At 52.7% G+C, this 18862-nt stretch carries 15 protein-coding genes; 5 read left to right on the plus strand and 10 right to left on the minus strand.

All coding sequences use genetic code 11. The annotated features are described in order from the left end of the window. Window positions 1-3: 3 nt before the first annotated feature. Entirely contained in the window at window positions 4-513 is a 510-nt protein-coding gene (locus FIV45_RS12895; protein ID WP_099475326.1) for a hypothetical protein, read from the minus strand. Window positions 514-557: 44 nt separating this feature from the next. After that, window positions 558-1085 carry a hypothetical protein gene (locus tag FIV45_RS12900; RefSeq protein WP_099475325.1) on the minus strand — a complete coding sequence of 176 codons (528 nt, stop codon included), beginning with the start codon at window positions 1083-1085 and terminating at the stop codon, window positions 558-560. A 229-nt stretch (window positions 1086-1314) separates the two neighbouring features. Between FIV45_RS12900 and ilvD the strand changes: the two genes are divergently transcribed. Beyond that, window positions 1315-3162: a dihydroxy-acid dehydratase gene (gene ilvD / locus FIV45_RS12905; RefSeq protein ID WP_099475324.1), complete on the plus strand. Its 1848-nt coding sequence runs from the start codon at window positions 1315-1317 to the stop codon at window positions 3160-3162. A gap of 16 nt (window positions 3163-3178) precedes the next feature. On the opposite strand, the gene FIV45_RS12910 is transcribed toward ilvD, so the two are convergent. Further along, the gene (locus FIV45_RS12910) at window positions 3179-4291 is read right to left on the minus strand and encodes a tetratricopeptide repeat protein (RefSeq protein ID WP_099475323.1); all 1113 of its coding nucleotides are present in this window, start codon (window positions 4289-4291) and stop codon (window positions 3179-3181) included. A 261-nt stretch (window positions 4292-4552) separates the two neighbouring features. Here FIV45_RS12910 and FIV45_RS12915 point away from each other — a divergent pair, with 261 nt between their 5' ends. Further along, the gene (locus tag FIV45_RS12915) at window positions 4553-5266 is read left to right on the plus strand and encodes a DNA/RNA non-specific endonuclease (RefSeq protein WP_099475322.1); all 714 of its coding nucleotides are present in this window, start codon (window positions 4553-4555) and stop codon (window positions 5264-5266) included. A gap of 57 nt (window positions 5267-5323) precedes the next feature. Here the strand turns inward: FIV45_RS12915 and FIV45_RS12920 are convergent, their stop codons facing one another. From FIV45_RS12920 to rarD, 5 genes are all read right to left on the minus strand, one after another. After that, window positions 5324-7528, minus strand: coding sequence for a xanthine dehydrogenase family protein molybdopterin-binding subunit (locus tag FIV45_RS12920; protein WP_099475321.1), 2205 nt, complete (start codon window positions 7526-7528; stop codon window positions 5324-5326). Between the two features lies 1 nt (window position 7529). Further along, window positions 7530-7994: a (2Fe-2S)-binding protein gene (locus FIV45_RS12925; protein WP_099475320.1), complete on the minus strand. Its 465-nt coding sequence runs from the start codon at window positions 7992-7994 to the stop codon at window positions 7530-7532. Between the two features lie 181 nt (window positions 7995-8175). Beyond that, window positions 8176-10434, minus strand: a complete 2259-nt coding sequence (locus tag FIV45_RS12930; protein ID WP_099475319.1) for a xanthine dehydrogenase family protein molybdopterin-binding subunit — start codon at window positions 10432-10434, stop codon at window positions 8176-8178. After that, window positions 10431-10886 carry a (2Fe-2S)-binding protein gene (locus FIV45_RS12935; RefSeq protein ID WP_099475318.1) on the minus strand — a complete coding sequence of 152 codons (456 nt, stop codon included), beginning with the start codon at window positions 10884-10886 and terminating at the stop codon, window positions 10431-10433. The genes FIV45_RS12930 and FIV45_RS12935 overlap by 4 nt, the downstream gene beginning before the upstream one ends. A gap of 101 nt (window positions 10887-10987) precedes the next feature. Then, window positions 10988-11944: an EamA family transporter RarD gene (gene rarD / locus FIV45_RS12940; RefSeq protein ID WP_099475317.1), complete on the minus strand. Its 957-nt coding sequence runs from the start codon at window positions 11942-11944 to the stop codon at window positions 10988-10990. A gap of 176 nt (window positions 11945-12120) precedes the next feature. On the opposite strand from rarD, the gene FIV45_RS12945 reads away from it, so the two are divergent. Beyond that, window positions 12121-13317 (plus strand): dipeptidase, encoded by a 1197-nt coding sequence (locus FIV45_RS12945; protein WP_099475316.1) that lies wholly within the window; start codon window positions 12121-12123, stop codon window positions 13315-13317. Window positions 13318-13324: 7 nt separating this feature from the next. Here FIV45_RS12945 and FIV45_RS12950 read toward each other — a convergent pair whose 3' ends face one another. After that, window positions 13325-13798 carry a hypothetical protein gene (locus tag FIV45_RS12950; protein WP_099475315.1) on the minus strand — a complete coding sequence of 158 codons (474 nt, stop codon included), beginning with the start codon at window positions 13796-13798 and terminating at the stop codon, window positions 13325-13327. Between the two features lie 176 nt (window positions 13799-13974). Between FIV45_RS12950 and FIV45_RS12955 the strand changes: the two genes are divergently transcribed. Next, the gene (locus FIV45_RS12955) at window positions 13975-14679 is read left to right on the plus strand and encodes a hypothetical protein (RefSeq protein ID WP_099475314.1); all 705 of its coding nucleotides are present in this window, start codon (window positions 13975-13977) and stop codon (window positions 14677-14679) included. On the opposite strand, the gene cobA is transcribed toward FIV45_RS12955, so the two are convergent. Continuing rightward, window positions 14676-15527: a uroporphyrinogen-III C-methyltransferase gene (gene cobA / locus FIV45_RS12960; protein WP_165777133.1), complete on the minus strand. Its 852-nt coding sequence runs from the start codon at window positions 15525-15527 to the stop codon at window positions 14676-14678. The two genes, FIV45_RS12955 and cobA, sit on opposite strands and share 4 nt — an antisense overlap. A 343-nt stretch (window positions 15528-15870) precedes the next feature. Here cobA and FIV45_RS18735 point away from each other — a divergent pair, with 343 nt between their 5' ends. Further along, window positions 15871-18828 (plus strand): hypothetical protein, encoded by a 2958-nt coding sequence (locus tag FIV45_RS18735; protein ID WP_240045077.1) that lies wholly within the window; start codon window positions 15871-15873, stop codon window positions 18826-18828. The last annotated feature ends 34 nt before the right edge of the window (window positions 18829-18862 follow it).

Here is an 18862-nt window from a genome sequence, read left to right on the forward strand (position 1 = left end):
ATATCACTTCACACGATGCACTTTAACAATAGACCGGTGGGTGGGTAAAATAGCATTAAAACCACTTAATACCCCCTTCTTGATTTCAACCTCAAACTCTCCCTTTGGCAGGCGAATTCTTCCGCCACTTTTCTGTTTCCAAATCTGGCCATTTGCCATGAACAAGACAAATTTCTTGGAATTGGTATAACTAAACCGGCTCACCTTTAACTTGATCGAATTCAGGTCTTTTTTCTGATCCGCGTCCTGTTTTTCAGCAACCGCCTTTACCGGTGATGACCTGAGTTGCGCTTTTCCGAAATCATCAATTTTTTGTCGTTTCTCGTCTTTCTTCCTGGCCAACTTATCCGGTGTTGCTCTTTCAAGGGCCTCATCGAAACAGGCCAAACGTTGTTTATCCGGCTTAATCGCGCCACACGTCAGGAATTCTTGTGGCGTCTGATCCGCGAACGAAAACCCTGCAAAACCAAAACTAAATCCTATAAAAATGGCGATTTTCGCGATTTTTTTCATTATTCTAATACTCCCTTTACCCCGTCAGAATTTGAACCTGACCATTACCTAACTCTCTTGACCTTAATGACTGACCGCCTTGTCGGTAAGATAATATTATAACCGCCCAATGCCCCTTTTTTAATTATCACCTTAAAATTCCCTTTAGGTAAGGGTATTCGACCACCGTCTTTCTGCTGCCATACCTGACCATTCTGCATATAGAGTATGAATTTTTTATGTGGAGAATATTGAGACTTGATAACTGTATACTCTATTTTATTCAGCTCCGTTTCAGTCCCACGCTCTTGGGCCTTTCTCACCTTTGGGTCCGGCGATGTTTTCAAATAACCCTGACCAAATGTTGCCGCTTTCTTCTGAGAAGCGTTCGCTTTTGTCTCTTTCCGCTGCATTCCGTTCATTTCCCGGGCATATTTTTCCGCCGCAAGATCAAAACATTTCAAACGCGCTTCAGCCTCTGGTATTTTCGGGCAAGAAATCATGGCTGACCGTTGAGTATCCGCCACAGCCGATCCGGACAAGAAAAGCAGACCTGCACAAAAAACAAAACTGGGTATGTATTTTTTCAACATGTAAGGCATATCCCCTTTAACTAAATTCTTATTTTCCCACTCTACCTCCCTATTCCCCCATTTGCCAAGAAATTATGGTACCCTGTAAAATCACCCTGCTTTTTGGAAAAAGCATTAAAAACATCACAGTTTTTGCAATATAATATCGACATATGACCTGAAAATGATATTAAAAGACCTAGACCAACCCTGCAGATGACAGGATGCCGAAGATTTTAAGGAATTGACCATGCCCGCATATCGCTCCAAGACCTCCACCCACGGCCGCAACATGGCGGGCGCCCGCGCCCTGTGGCGCGCCACGGGCGTACAGGACGGGGACTTCGGCAAGCCGATTATCGCAGTGGTCAACAGCTTCACCCAGTTTGTTCCCGGCCATGTGCATCTGAAAGACCTCGGCCAGATGGTGGCGCGGGAAATCGAAGCCCACGGCGGCATCGCCAAGGAGTTCAACACCATTGCCGTCGATGACGGCATCGCCATGGGCCATGATGGCATGCTCTATTCCCTGCCCAGCCGAGAAGTGATCGCCGACAGCGTCGAATATATGGTCGAAGCCCATTGCGCCGACGCCATGATCTGTATCTCCAACTGTGACAAGATCACCCCCGGCATGCTGATGGCGTCCCTGCGCCTCAATATCCCGACGATCTTCGTCTCCGGCGGCCCGATGGAAGCCGGCAAGACCGAAACCGTTGATCATAAACTCGATCTGGTGGATGCGATCATCATGGGCGTTGATCCTTCCGTCAGCGACGAAATCGTCGAACAGGTCGAACGCTCCGCCTGCCCGACCTGCGGGTCCTGCTCCGGCATGTTCACCGCCAACAGCATGAATTGCCTGATGGAAGCTCTCGGCCTCGCGCTGCCGGGCAATGGCTCCCTGCTGGCGACCCACGCAGACCGCAAGGATCTGTTCCTGCGCGCCGCCCGCACCATCGTCAAGAACACCAAGACCTATTATGAAGGGGACGACGCCTCCATCCTGCCGCGCAGTGTCGCGAGTTTTGAGGCTTTCGAGAACGCCATGACCCTGGACATCGCCATGGGTGGATCGACCAATACCGTGCTGCATCTGCTCGCCGCCGCCCAGGAAGGTGAGATCGACTTTACCATGGAAGACATCCATCGGCTGTCCAAAAAGGTGCCCAACATCTGTAAAGTCGCCCCCGCGACCCAGAAATATCATATGGAAGACGTCCATCGCGCCGGCGGCATCATCGCCATTCTCGGCGAACTCGACAAAGGCGGTCTCCTCAATCGCGATTGCCCGACCGCTCACGGCGGCACCCTGGCCCAGATCATTGAAGAGTTCGACGTCAACCGCAATCCCACGGACGAGATTTGTGAATATTACAAGGCGGCCCCCGGCGGCGTGCGCACCACGGAAGCCTTCTCGCAGAACAAACGCTGGGTCAGCCTTGATCTCGATCGCGAAGACGGCTGCATCCGCACCGTGGAACGAGCCTACAGCCAGGACGGCGGCCTCGCCGTGTTGAAAGGTGATATCGCCCTCGATGGCTGCATCGTCAAGACCGCTGGCGTCGACGACGACAATCTGACCTTCACCGGCCCGGCCCGGATCTATGAAAGCCAAGACGCGGCGGTCAAAGGTATCACCAGCAAGGAAGTTCAGGCCGGTGAAGTGGTGGTCATCCGCTATGAAGGCCCAAAAGGCGGCCCCGGCATGCAGGAAATGCTCTATCCTACTTCCTATCTGAAATCCATGGGGCTCGGCAAGGCCTGCGCGCTGGTCACCGACGGACGCTTTTCTGGCGGCACCTCCGGCCTCAGCATTGGTCATGTCTCGCCCGAGGCGGCCTCCGGCGGCGCCATTGCCCTGATTGAAGACGGCGATATCATAGAGATTGATATCCCAAACCGTATCATCCGCACGCAGTTGTCAGAGACGGAACTCGCCGAACGGCGGGCGAAAATGGATGCCCGAGGCGTCGACGGCTGGAAACCTTCCGCCCCCCGCGCCCGAAAAGTGTCCAAAGCCCTGCGCGCTTACGGCCTGATGGCCACCTCAGCCGACAAGGGCGCCGTGCGCGATATCTCCAAGCTCGGCAGATAAGGCAGTCAGAAACGGGTCAACGTGAGACCATAGCCTGCTGTTGCATCTCTTGTGCTTTTTGATCTTCGCCAAGAGCGTGATATATTTTTACGAGCAAAAGATAGAATTTTTTTTCGTCAGACTTGCGATCCACGGCAACCTTCATATGCTCCAATGCTATAAGATAGTCATGCTTTTCAAAAGCATCTTTCGCTTGGAAAAATCGAACATACGGATTTTTCAACCGATGTTCCTCTGCAAGTTGAGCATAATAGGCTGCTTTTTCTTCCTCTCCGCCGTGTTGATAAAGAGCACTTAAATTATTCAACACTGACCACTGATTACCTTTATTCTGCAGCGCGATAAAATAAGCCTTCTCAGCATAACTTTTTAGGCCCTGCTTTCGATATAAAACACCTAAATTGGACCAGATAGATGCGTCTTTGGGAGATAACTCCGCTCCCTTCACCAAGTAACGGAAAGCAGCTTTAATATCCCCCTCATATAAATAGTCTGCCGCTTTATTGCTGTAATATAATGCGATTGCTTCCTTATCAGAAATCCCCCAGGCTCTATATTGCGGTTTGTTATTGACCTCATCAATATCGACAATATAATCCGTTAACTCTTTCATATTCACCCGTACATTGATATGTCGCCGAAAGTAATATAAATCTCCCTCGTCATGGTCCCATGCCGGTGGGATTTCAACTTCCTGAAACTCGACATCCATTCCCCGCTCTCTCGCCATCGCAACAAACAAATAACTGAAAGCAAGACAATTACCGACAGATTTTCGATAAGCTTCTTTGGCTGTATATGTTTTCGAGACATCATACTCCATGCCTAAAAGTCCCGCTCCTGTCACCAGACGCATAAGGCTTCTTGCTTGGGTCACATGTGATTTGGTCCTGGGAACATAAGCCTCTAGGTGCTCTCGTATTTTTTGATTCAACCCCAGGACATCATCATCGGGGAGAGTTATACGCTTAGCAGAAGAGCCAAACAAAGCCTTTCCAGACAATAAGTCCGCACGTTTCACCACCGGCACATCATAAGAGGGGTTCAGTATTTTTATTTTTTGACAGCCTGCTAAAAGAACAATCCAAAGAATAAATACCCCCCCTAATATCGATTGTACGTTATTCACTTTATCTCCTTCTATGAATACCTACCCCAGCTTGGCCTAAAGCAGCCTATAACATAACGTGAGTTCAAGCAACCACCACAACTAAAAGGAGCCGTCTTTATTTTTACTTGCAAGAATATGGAAAATAGCCTTTTCAGGTCTAGGTCTTGTTGTGCATTTTAAAACAGTAGCCTATACTGATTTTCGTAGTTTTGAGTCTCAAGTATTTATTTCCGTAACGATCCTGAATCATGGAAAATAATAACCCTTGGGAGGAAACTGATGGACTTACCCAGTCTGCGACGAGAAACCCGCTATGGCATGCCTGCGGCGGACAAGATCCTGTTCAACCGCTATTATGTGCTCGGCTATTCCTATTATTTCCGCCAGGCCAAATGGGCGCTGGAAATCATTGATCCGACGGATATCGGTCTGGATCGTATGGATAATTTCAGACCCGATTATCGCCTGCCGGACATGTTTCGCACCGATCTGGAAGATTACGCCAAATCCGGGCTTGATCGTGGTCATCTGGTGGCCAGCGCCAACCAGCGTGGCATCGCCCTGCAAAACAGCGAGACCTTTCTGCTCAGCAATATGGCCCCGCAACGCCCCCAGTTTAACCGCGCGATCTGGCGGGAACTGGAAGAAGCTGTCCGCACACTCAATCAAAAACCCCGCATTCTAGAAACCTATGTCATTTGCGGACCGCTGTTTTACTTTGATCAACCGGTGGAGTTTATCGGCGCCGATGATGACAATGAAGTGGAAGTCCCGATCCCCAACGCCTTTTTCAAGTCTATTCTGACAGAAAACGACAAGGGCCGCCTGCATATGTGGTCTTTCATTCTGCCGAATGCGGCCAGTGATAAACCGCTCGCCGACTATCAGGTTCCAACGACCAAGATCGAAAAATACGCCGGGGTTCAGCTGTGGGACCGGCTCGAAGGCAGTAAAATTCTGAACGAGAAAAAGAAAATTCGCCCCCTCTGGTAACCGGCACAAAAAAGGGAGCACCCCCCAGAATGCTCCCTTTTCTCTGACCCCTGCGCGTTAGATGTCTTTCAATTGATCGGCAATCGGAAAACGGCGTATGCGCTTCCCACTGGCGGCAAAAATGGCGTTACACAAAGCCGGAATGGCGGCAGGTAACGCTATTTCCCCAAGTCCGGTCGGGGCTTCTGCGCTTTCCACAATGTAGGTATCGACCCTTTTCGGAGCCTGATTGATGCGCGCCATCTGATAACTGTCGAGATTATTGGAAACCACCCGTCCCTCTTCAATCATCACTTCCTGCCCCAGGGCCGCACTGAAACCATCAAGGGCCCCACCTTCCATCTGGGCCTTGATCCCCAATGGATTAACCGCAATACCGCAGTCGACGGCGCCGGTGACCCGGACGATCTCGAGCGCGCCCTTGTCAACCTTGACCTCCACCACGAAAGCCGCATAACCGCCGAACGTGAAATAATTGGCGATGCCCATGCCATGACCTTGAGGCAGCTTACGCCCCCAACCGGCCTTCTCGGCGGCGAGCTTCAACACCCCGATGATCCGGTCTGAATCAAGGCTGTCCGCGCCAAAATCATTAAAGGCGGTTTTGCCTTTGCCCTCAAGCAGGGACAGACGAAACGCCAGTGGATCTTTCCCCGCCGCATGGGCCATTTCATCGACAAAAGATTGTACTGCGAAACCGGCGACATTATGCCGCGGTCCGCGCCAGGCTCCTGTGGGGAGCCCTTTGAAACGCACCCGGTCCGCCTTATAATTGTCAATATAATGGGCCGGAAAGTTATGTGTCGCCATACCGCCGGCTGTTGTCGCCAACGTATAATGCATGGCCACGGGGTGACCGTTTTCATCCAGTCCCGCCTGCATGCGATGACGACTCTTCGGATTGAAGAAATCCTGCTCCACTTCATCTTCCCGAGTCCAGCTGACTTTCACGGGATAGCCCAGTCTTTGCGACAGAAGAGCTGCTTCACCGACGAAGTCACCGGTAAATTTGCGGCCAAAACCGGTGCCCATGCGGGCAAGCCGCACATCGATATTTTCCCCGTCGATACCCGTTACGGCCGCCACAGGATTAATCGCCCAGGCCGCCCCCTGATGCCCGGCAATGATCAACGCCTTGTCGCCCTTGACATCCGCCACACAGCTGTGAGGCTCCATGCACATATGTGCCCAGTAAGGGTTGTCATAACTGGCGTCCAGACGCACCGCAGCGGTGGCCAAAGCCTGATCCACATTGCCACTTTCATATTGAACATCAGTTTTGTTTTCAGTCAGCAACCGGTCAAATTCCCGCTCAATGCTTTCATTGCTGAGATCACTTTTCGGGCCTTTGTCCCAGGTTATTTTTAATGCGTCCCGGCCTTTTTTCGCAGCCCAGAATGTATCCGCGACCACCGCCACCCCGGCGGCGATATTTTTCTGACGCGACATATCCTCAGGCAGGCGTTTCATTTCCACGACTTCCCGGACACCCTTTATTTTCAGGGCATCAGAAGCATCATAGGACGTCACGCTCCCATCCACATAGGGACAACGGGCGATCATCGCATGCTTCATGCCTTCGACCTGCATGTCATATCCATACAAAGGTTTGCCCTGCACAATATCGGGCGCCGTGTAATTTCCGGTTTCATGACCAATAAGGGTAAATTCCGCCGGGGTTTTCAACGGAGGCACATCCGGCACATCAAGCGAAATGGCCAGATCAATCAGATCACCGTAGGCAATCCTGCGTCCGCTTGCCGCATGCATCACATGGGATTTGGCAGTTGTCAGGCTCGCCACATCGACCTTCCATTTTTGTGCCGCCGCTTGCTTCATCATCAGCCGCGCCACGGCTCCGGCTTCTCTCATAACCGTCCAGACCATCCGCACGCCATGACTGCCGCCAGCGCTTTGACGTACTGCGGGTTCCGCCATGCGGCCTTCTTTATCTTTCTCGACATAAGGTTTCAGTTTTTCAATGCGAACAGTATCCCAATCCGCATCGAATTCATCCGCTATGATCATCGGCACAGCAGTAAAGACCCCCTGTCCCATATCCGGGATCGGCGCCCCCAGCACCACGGTATTGTCGGCCTCGACCCGAATGAACATGCCCAGTTCCCCGGCCAGCATCGGCGGCAGGATAGTGTCCAGCCCCTTGGCCATCAGAGCCTGCGGGCAGGCGATCATAAAGGCGCCGGCCGCCCCGCTCATTTGCAGGAATCGACGTCGCGAGGAAATCATATCTACCTTGGTCATTTTATGCCTCCCCCCGCAGTGTTCTGGCCGCCCGGTGAATGGCCTTGCGCATGCGGTAATAAGTCCCGCAGCGGCACAAATTACTTAGATTTTCGTCTATATCGGCGTCGGTTGGTGTGGGGTATTCCTTCAAAAAGGCTGCTGTCGCCATAACCTGCCCGGCCTGACAGTAGCCGCATTGGGCCACATCTTCGTCGATCCAGGCCTGCTGCACCGCATGCAGACGGCTCTTCTGCGCTAACCCTTCGATGGTGGTGATCTCCCCCCCGTCAAGGGCGGACATCGGCACCGAACAGGAACGCACCGCCACATCCCCCATATGTACGGTACAGGCGCCGCATTCGCCGATGCCGCAGCCGAATTTTGTTCCCTTCATATCCGCGTCCTCCCGCAGATACCACAATAACGGCATGTCCATATCACCGTCAAAAGAATGGCCTTTGCCATTCACCCTGAATTTGATCATTGAAAGCTCCCATCCAATATCTTCGTGAAAACGGGCCCCTTGCGCGGGTGCCTCTCTACAGTAAAAGAGTAATCTATTTTCAGGAAATACCGAACGGCCTTTATCGCAAAAACAAGAGAGTTCACCGCAAAGAGCCCGGTCTGGGCGTTCTTTGCGGTGCATCAGAATGGAAAAGCAGCTTTTATGCCAGTTGATCACCAATTGGCAGACGACGGATGCGCTTGCCAATGGCGGCGAAGATCGCATTGCATAGCGCCGGCGCCACGGGTGGCACGCCCGGCTCGCCAACCCCGGTGGGCAGCTCGTCACTCTCCACCAGATGAACATGCACCTCTGGATTAATATCGGTTCGCGCCAGACGGTAACCATCGAAGTTGCCCTCGACCACCGCCCCGTTCTCTATGGTGATTTCAGAGAGAAGCGCCAGCGACAGACCGAAAATCACCGCCCCTTCCATCTGGGACCTGATCCGGTCAGGATTGACCGCCAGACCGCAATCCACCGCCACATCAACCCGGTGCACCTTCACCTCGCCCGCTTCGACGGAGGCTTCCACCACCATGCCAATGTAGGACAGAAAACTGCGATGGCCGAAAATCCCTTGGGCGTGGCCCTTGGGTAATTTGCGCCCCCAGTTGGCCTTTTTAGCCGCAAGGTCTATCACGTTGGTCAAACGTTTTGTCTTGAAGGGATATTTCGCCAATGGCTCGCCGTAATTGCCCTTGGCCTCAAACGCATCCAGATCAATGGCGCGCGGCGCACCGATCGCCTTCAAGAGATAATCCTTCGGGTCTTGCCCCGCCTTATGGGCCAGCTCGTCGATGAAGGAGCCAATGGCGAAGACCTGCTGGATGTTATTCACCGACCGCAGCCAGCCAATCCGCACATGCGCCTTGGCGGGCATGGCTTCCACCGTGATGTCCTTGATATCATAGGGAAGATCCACCGCCCCGAGACACATTTCCCAATCGGCCGCGACCTGCGGGTCGGGCATGAAGTTGGACATGATCGTCGGATAGGCCAGCCGGTGATGCCAGGCGATGGCTTTGCCTTTTTTATCGAGACCCGCGCTCATCTTCTGCACACTGGCGGCATGATAGAAACCGTGACGTGTCTGGTCTTCCCGGCTCCAGGTAACTTTGATCGGCAGGCCGGTTTCCTTCGCCAGATATCCGGCTTCAACGACGAAATCAGGCTTCGACTTGCGACCAAAGGCGCCGCCGAGCAGGGTGACATGCACCGTCACATCCGGCTCTGGCACGCCGAGCACACCAGCCACCGCCATGATCGTTCCCTGGGGGTCCTGCACCGGGGCCCATACCTCCATCTTGCCGTCAGCGAAAACAGCGGTCGCCGCGGGCGGCTCCAGAGTAGCATGTTCAAGATAAGGTACTTCGTAGGTAGCGTTATGCACCGTCTCAGCCTTCTTCAACGCCGCCGCGACGTCACCTTGCCGGCGGCCAACAAATTTCGCCGGTCCGTCGCAGGATTTATCCAGCGTCTTCATATAGTCAGCAGAATTATGCGTGGCGTTCGGGCCATTATCCCAGGTAATTTTCAGCGCGTCCCGGCCTTTCATCGCCGCCCAGGTGCTGGTGGCAATCACGGCAACCCCGCCCAGAGGCCGGAAAAACACCGGGCCTTGCGGGGGCAGCGACGGCATCTCAACCACTTTCACCACACCAGGAATTTTTAGCGCAGCTAAGGTGTCAACGGATTTCACGCTGCCCCGAAAAACCGGCGGCCTTGCGATCACCGCATAATGCAGACCGTCCAGCTTGCCATCAATACCGTATGTGGCGGTGCCATCTATGATCGCCGGCAGATCGATAATTTTCGTTTCGGTGCCGACAATCCGGTAGTCCTTGCGGTCCTTGAAGGTCAGTTCGGAAACCTCCGGCACCGCCTCATCCCGCGCCAGCACAGCCGCCGCGCCAAAGCCCATGCGTTTGCTGCCGTCTTTCAGGATAATCTCGTGATTTTCAGCCCGAACATCGGAAACCGCAACGCCCCACTGTTTGGCTGCCGCCCGTTCCATCATCAGCCGCGCCGCGGCCCCCGCTTCACGCATACGGTCAAAAAACCGCCGGATAGACCGGGATCCGTCGGTATTCTGCGAGCCGTATTTCTTGTCGCCGTCGCCCTGCGGGATTTTCACCCGGGCCCAGTCGGCGTTCATTTCCTCGGCCACCACCATCGGCAGGCCGGTGCGAATGCCCGTGCCCATTTCTGAACGGTGCGCGGTGATATGCAGGGTGCCGTCCGGGTCTATGGCAACAAAGACATTGGGAATAAAAGGACCACTGGTTTCCGCGAAGGCCGGCAGGCCAAAGCCGCCGCCGGTGACCGATATGCCAAGCACCAGAGATCCCGTTGCCATATTCTTTAAGATCGTCCGGCGATCAAGCTTCTGATGACTGATATTTTTGATCATGTTCATTTCATCATCTCCCGCGCCTGACGAATGGCTTTTGTGATCCTTTGATAGGTGCCACAGCGACAGATATTGCCATACATGCCCTCTTCAATCGCCGCGTCGCTGATCTCGGGATTACTTTGCAAGAGCGCCGCCGCCTGCATGATCTGCCCCGCCTGACAATAACCGCACTGTGGCACATTAAGATCAGTCCAGGCTTTTTGCAGCGGATGGTCGGCCTTGGCCGATAAGCCTTCAATGGTGAGCACTTCAGCCCCGGCAATATCAGCGACCAGCGTTTGACAGGAACGCACCGCCTCCCCATTCACATGCACCGTGCAGGCCCCACATAATCCTGCGCCACAGCCGAATTTGGTGCCCGTCAGTCCAGCCTCATCTCTGAGATACCACAAAAGCGGTGTGTCGGGGTCGCCGTCAAAAGACCGCGCCGCGCCATTCACTTTAAATGTCGTCATTCCATTCACTCCCAATTATTAATATCCGCTCCATAATCCCAGCCTAATCGAAAAAACATGTTTTGCGAAATCACTTTATCGTAAATGAGAATTTTATCCGATTACAGGGGGGAGACAGGCCGCTTCCGGTTGAGAATGAAGCTGTCAACACTGTAGATAATCAATGCTCCCCAGATGCAGCTAAAGGCCACCAGATGCGTGCTGGTGAACGGTTCATGCCACAGGAAAATCGCCAGAAGCAGGCTCATCGACGGCGCGATATATTGCAGCAGACCGATGGTGGACAAGGGAATCCGGATGGCCGCAGAAGCAAACAGAACCAACGGCGCCGTAGTCACCACCCCGCTCAACATCAACATCATCCAGGTATAATCATCATGTTTGTCGATCCCCATAAAACCGCCGCCCGTCGTAACATTGACATACAGCATATAACCAATAACCACCGGCATCAGCAGCAACAATTCAATCCACAATCCGATCACGGATCCCACATGGGCTTTTTTGCGGATCAGACCATAAAGGGCGAATAAGACACCAAGAACAAGCGCAATCCAGGGGAAAATACCACTGTTGACCACCATATAAAGAACCCCGATCGCCGCCAGTCCGACCGCCATCAGTTTTGTTTTGGTTAACCGCTCCCCCAGGAACAATATACCAAACGCCACATTGACCAGAGGATTGATGAAATAACCCAGACTGGCCTCCACCACATGATTATTCGCCACCGCCCAGATATAAATCAGCCAGTTACAGCTGATCAATGTTGCCGAGGCAAACAGCATCATCAACAGCCTGCGGTTGGACATGATCGCCCTGACATCCTTGATCAAGGTCGGCAGCGAGCGGCGAAAGAACAACATAAAAATCAACAGCACAAAAGACCAGACCATTCGATGCGCAAGAAATTCCAACGGCGGCACATGGGAAATCTCCTTGAAGAAGATCGGCACCAGCCCCCAAATCACAAAAGCCGCCAACCCACAGAGTACGCCTGCGGTATTGTTTTCTGTCAGATTATTATTCGCTGCTTGCGTAGAATTTAGTTTTGACATCGGGACTGAACACTCACTTTACCTGATTTACAGGTATAGGATAATAATTGATAAATCAAGTAACATAAAAAGTCGGTTAGGTTATCAAGCCCAGACACATCTTTCTGTTGCGGTGGTCCTGAAATGACGGCATACTAAAATCAAACGTATGATTTATATAAGGGAGAGAAAATATCATGGCGGCTCTGGAACACAAAAAACGTGGAAAATTAATGGCTGTTTTACTGGTGATTGTGGCGCTGGCCCTGGTGGTATACTACATCGCCCTGCCCCGTTACGCGGCCCATATGGATGCCCAGATGAACCAGGCCCTTGAATCCGGTCCCTATACCGTCAGCGAACCTGCCCAGAGGCTGCATGACAGCCTGATTGTCGCCGACATGCATGGCGATTTCCTGTTATGGAACCGCGACTTTCTGGAACAGAGCGACCGGGGCCTGATTGATTTGCCGCGGTTGCGAAAAGGCAATCTGTCGCTTCAGGCCTTCACCATTGTCAGCAAGGTGCCCAAAGGCATCAACATCCACAAGAATACAGCTGACAGCGACCAGATCACCCTGTTGGCTTTCGCGCAGCACTGGCCGTTCAAAGCATTAAACAGCCTGAAAGAACGCGCTCTTTTCCAATCAAAGAAACTCCATGATTATGCCGATCGTTCGGCGGGTCAGTTCACCCTGATCAAAACAAAAAGCGACCTGGCGGACTTTGTCGCAGCCCGACAGGACGGACAGAAAATCACCGCCGGATTCCTCGGCATAGAGGGCGCCCAGGTTCTGGAAGGCGATCTGGCCAACGTCAAGACCATGTTTGATGCCGGTTTCCGCATGATGGCAGCGACACATTTTTTTGACACGGAACTCGGCGGCTCCGCCCACGGGGTCAGTCTCGGCGGTCTGACTGATTTTGGCGCCCAGGTTTTTCAGGACATGCAGCAACGCGGCATGCTGATCGATATTGCCCATGCGTCCCCCAAACTGATTGACGATATTCTCGCCCAGGCCACGACCCCGGTTGTGTCATCCCATACCGGGGTGCGCGGGGTGTGTGATAATCAACGCAATCTCAATGATGCACATATCAAAGGCGTCGCCAAGACCGGTGGTATGATCGGGGTCGGTTTCTGGGATGTCGCCGTTTGTGACCCAAGCCCCAAAGGTATTGTCACGGCGATCAAATATGTCGCGGATCTGGTGGGCGTCGATCACGTCGGCCTTGGATCAGACTTTGACGGCGCCATCACCGCACCTTTTGATGCCGGCGGCATGGCCCTGATCACAGAAGAACTGATGAATGTCGGTTTTGCCGAAGAAGATATCCGCAAGATTATGGGGGGCAACGCCCTGCGCATTCTGGGCCAGACCCTGCCAGAATAAAGCAGGATCACCATTTCGCGGGAAAACACACCACATATTCAGAAGAGCGCCTGATCTTCTCTTGCTGATCGGCGCTCTTTGTTTCGTCCAGTTTCTTTTTCAACCGGTCACAGGCTGTTGCGGAAACCACTTTCAGGCGGTTGGCCATGCTCAGCGCCATATAGAGCTTTTGTTTATAGGCATCTCTGGTTTTAAAGTCATTCATGGTGACAACAACTGTTTCGTCCCGGTTCAAAACATCTGTGACTTCCGCTTTCACCTCGGCAAAATAGGCATTCATGGCCGGTGCTTCTTTTTCCGACACCCCATAGTCGCGAACATCAAATTCCGCACCAGCGGTCGGTACCTCGTCTTCCTGGATGGGCGACACGATGACCGGCGCCGGTGCCGGCGGCGGGGTTGTGACATCGGCGTAATACCAGATGCTGAACCCCAGCATAATCACGGCCACTGCAAATATTATCTTCTGAAAATGTCGCACAAAGTTTCCTGTCTTTTCATGAGCAAGCCCCTTTATTGCCGGACCGACCTCAAAGATCAAGGCCGATAGGGGACAAATCTGTTAAAATGCAAAAATACCCCTTTCGAACGAAATTTAAAAAATTCTTTAACTAAAACCCTGTATGGATTATTTTAAACAAGGATCAACAATTTAAAATGGCGCGTCATTTGAACAAGATTACAAAATTTCTGCGGGTCTTCGCGCTTCTCTTTCCGGGATTATTTGCGCCGCTGTTCGCCAGCCATGCGGGCATCATACAATCTGACACCAAAAAAAAAGACGCTTATGAATTGCACCATAATATCATTATTTATAACAAGCTATCGAGCTTTCAGAACCGCCACGAACAAAATCCACCGAATATATTCGATCCTGCCGCCTTTTCAACGCCACAGGCGGCGACATTTCCCTCTGAAGGTTTTTCCTCTTTGACCTCCCACAGTGTCCCGGCCCTCACCCAGGGCATTATCGAACCGGCAGGTCCGGCGTTCACGTCATTGCCGGGAGCAGGAGGCGTCGTCGGCTCTTTTCTTGACAATTTCAAGGATGACCCCAGCCTCAGAACCATTTACTTCACCTCGAAAGCCATCACGTTCGGGTATCAGAAAAAGGTTGCCAATATCATGCAACTTGATTTTGATATGGCACAGGAAAATTACCGGCAGGTGGAACATACCAGAGACCTCGGGTTCGCCGTTGAAGGACCTCTCACCGATCAGGAAGCCGTCGCGATCAAGCAGGAAACCCGGTTTATTTTCGGCTTTCTCAGCCAGGCTTATTTCGATATTCTACTGGTGCTGGCGACCATGGTTGGCGGTTTGTATCTCTGTTTCCGTTATGTCCTCGGGCGTTATATCTAACACCCTTTTGGCGGCACCTTCCCTTGGGGGATAATGCCGGACAGGTCCGCATCCAGAATACGCCCCGCCATCGCCCCTTGCCAATCGAGGCCCGCCCGCAACTTGGTGTTTTCCCCGAGCACGATCATCGCCGGCGCGACCATTTTCGCCTTCGCCACATCCTCTGCCGCCCGCGCCAGTGTGGTTTCCAGAACCCTCTGATCCGGGGTACTCGCTTTACTGATCACCGCCACCGCTTCATCCGGACGGCGTCCTGAGCGGAGAAATTGCTCCGTCATCTGTTTAATTCGGCTCAACGCCATGTAAACCACGATCACCGGCGAAGATTTTGCCAATGCATCCCAGTCAATATCTTTAGACAAGCCGCCATCTTCGCCGTGGCCGGTCAGGAAAGTTACCGCCGAATTTGTATGACGGTCCGTCACCGGAATACCGGCATAAGCCAGCCCGCCGATCCCGGCGGTAATCCCAGGCACAACCCGGAAAGGGATTTTAGCCTCCACCAGATGACGTGCCTCTTCACCGCCACGCCCAAAGACAAAGGGGTCGCCGCCCTTTAACCGCAGAACTTTTTTGCCTGACGTCGCATGTTGCACCAGTCGATCGGAAATATCCGCCTGTTTGGCCGACGGCTGCCCCCCGCGCTTTCCGGCAAATTCCAGAACAGCCTGTTCCCCCGCCATATCCAGAACACCCTGCCCGACCAAAGCGTCATAGACCACAACATCGGCTTGTTGAAGCGCCTTTAACGTCAACAGAGATACCAAACCGGGATCGCCCGGACCAGCCCCGGCAAGCCAGACCCATCCTGATTCGAGGTCAGCCATCCCTGCAAAGATTGTATTCAATGTTATTTGCTTTCCCGCGCTCATGATTTATATTTTCCTGTATGCTTCGCCATTATGACGAAATCTTCCTTAAAAAATAATATAGTACATCATCCAGGTCATTCTAAATACAGGCAGAAATCAACGACAAAGCCCCTCTGAAGAGGCTGGCTATTCATTGCATATTCACTTTAACTGCTATATAGGAAGGCGCTAGGCCTTGTATAACCTTTACTCTTTTTTAACCGTGTTTGTTATTAACCTTTTAAAACCTTATAATTTAAAATAGCGCATTGGTGAAATATTGAATTAAAAAATATACAAAATAGAATTGGCGCAATAGCGTGGTTACAGGACGTGGTTGATGGAGTTAAAGTATAAATTATTGGCAGTCGCAAGCACGATCGCCTTGAGTACATGGGTTTATAACGACCTCGTTGATAACGAGGCGAGCAAGCAAGCACTCCAGGACCAAATTGACCTGATGTCCCCGGACAAACGTAATGCCCAAACGTCAGAGGGAATTATTGTTACCGCGCCGCAGGAAGAAAATACATCCGTTTCATCCCCCTCATCACGCCCCTTGATATCACAAGGGACCGGCTATGCCGATACCCGCCTGGATCGCCTGCCGGAAACCGGACATCCCGACACTAGCCTTGAAAAAACCAGCCTTCCCCGGGATATTCCGTTTGTCCCTAAACTGACACCACCGCCCCAGAGCCTCGTTTCCCGCGAGGATGCGGTCAAGGCGGCCATCGACGGCAGTCCGGAAGCCCTGCAAACTCTGCAAAAGTATTTTGACAGTTCCGCCGGGAAAACAGACAAAATAACCGATCTGGCATCCGGCATCCTCACCGACCTTGGCGGTTCAAGTCTGGCGGCCAATGCCGCGGCACTGCAGGAAGCGGCATCACGGGTCATTGACGCCGCCGCCCGCGCCGCGAGTTCCGCCTATGCCTTGCCCTATGATTCCATTTCAGATTTTGGTTTGGGATATGATGATATCGGATGGGATTTTGGCCCCCATAAGAAAACCCCTCACCGGGGGTTTATCCGGGTGGCGCCAAGTGACCCTCACCTTGAAGGCAACCGACTCATCGCGCTCGAAGCCTCAAAAGAAAATGATTTTATCAAGGACGGTATTCTGAATGTCGAAGCCTTCGGCATTCCAGATGTCAAAAAAGGCTCTTATCGCCTGTACATATTTTCTGCACCGCTGCCGACCGGCAAAAGCCTGACCCATCCTTTCGGTCATAAATTTGGCGTCAACGGCAACGAATTGCGCGTGATTGACACCGCGAAAACCGGCACCCAGCAATGGGCCAAGTTATCAAACAATGGTATTGCTCTGTTCGGGGCAGAAGACACCGGACTTGTGGCTTCCAACAGTGACGTCAAACCTCTCGGGCTTGGCCGGGAAGAAAAAAATGACATTGACGGCTGGATGCTGACCACACTGGTCAGAAACACCGGTGAGCCGATCAATATGCGGTTCGAAGCAGAAAAAGAAGCAGAAACCTATATCGTTGGAGTAATCATGACTGTCGCCGATACCGACAGCATGGAAAAAGAGTTGAATGAGCAGTTGCTGGCAATGCTGGAGAATACCGCCCCAGGTGGTATTGACACCACAGACCAGACATTTAACAATGATTTCACGGCCAAAACCTTTGCCCAGTTTTTCTCCAACCCGAATACCCGATCCGCCCTCGGCCCGAACGCCCAGACATTAGATGGATCAGGGAACGGCGGCTTGGCTGCACCGACCGGTCCAACGGACCCAACTGATCCGACCGATCCAACTGATCCGACTGATCCAACCGATCCAACGGACCCGACTGATCCGACTGATCCGACTGATCCGACCGATCCAACGGACCCAACTGATCCGACTGATCCGACTGATCCAACTGATCCAACGGACCCGACCGATCCAACTGATCCGACGGATCCAACGGACCCAACTGATCCGACCGATCCAACTGATCCGACTGATCCGACTGATCCAACTGATCCTACTGATCCAACGGACCCGACCGATCCAACTGATCCAACCGATCCGACTGATCCGACTGATCCGACTAATCCAACTGATCCAACGGACCCGACCGATCCGACTGATCCAACTGATCCAACGGACCCGACCGATCCAACTGATCCGACCGATCCAACGGACCCAACTGATCCGACTGATCCAACGGACCCGACTGATCCAACTGATCCGACTGATCCAACGGACCCGACTGATCCAACTGATCCGACTGATCCAACGGACCCAACTGATCCGACTGATCCGACTGATCCAACTGATCCAACGGACCCGACCGATCCAACTGATCCGACGGATCCAACGGACCCAACTGATCCGACCGATCCAACTGATCCGACTGATCCGACTGATCCTACTGATCCAACGGACCCGACCGATCCAACTGATCCAACCGATCCGACTGATCCGACTGATCCGACTAATCCAACTGATCCAACGGACCCGACCGATCCGACTGATCCAACTGATCCAACGGACCCGACCGATCCAACTGATCCGACCGATCCAACGGACCCAACTGATCCGACTGATCCAACGGACCCGACTGATCCAACTGATCCGACTGATCCAACGGACCCGACTGATCCAACTGATCCGACTGATCCGACTGATCCGACCGATCCAACGGACCCAACTGATCCGACTGATCCGACTGATCCAACTGATCCAACGGACCCGACCGATCCAACTGATCCGACGGATCCAACGGACCCAACTGATCCGACCGATCCGACTGATCCAACTGATCCGACCGATCCGACTGACCCAGAAGAGCTTTATGCGAATGCGGGACCGGACCAGAGCATCTATGATGGAATGGATTTTAATCTGGATGGCTGCACAGTCGATTCTTCGAGCATATCAGCTGTTTCACTATGTGATATTGAGGCCCAACTGGGTGACGCCGGTTTTGATGCCTTATTCGACATCAGCTGGGAGCTTCACTTAAACGATGGAAACACCATCATTTTAGGAAACGACTTGCGGCTCTATGACGTCATCGCCAATTACAACAACCTGTTCTCCGCCACCGGGACAGAATTCCCCGGGCTGGGAAGCTATGTTATTGATCTTGTCATTGATTATACCGGCGGCGCATTTGAATATGATGGCATAAATGTCAGCAATAACGGCACGCCGTTAAATGCCAAGGACAGCATGACGCTCTATATCGTCAATGTTTCGGCGCCTCCCATGCTGGCCCTGTTTGGGCTGGGTTGGGGCTTTACCGCCTATCGGCGCAAAAAGAAAAACAGACTGCAGAAATAATTTCATAAAAGGCAGCCTCCGGGGCTGCCTTTTA

Origin of the sequence: Paremcibacter congregatus, assembly GCF_006385135.1 — a bacterium.
Classification (GTDB): domain Bacteria; phylum Pseudomonadota; class Alphaproteobacteria; order Sphingomonadales; family Emcibacteraceae; genus Paremcibacter; species Paremcibacter congregatus.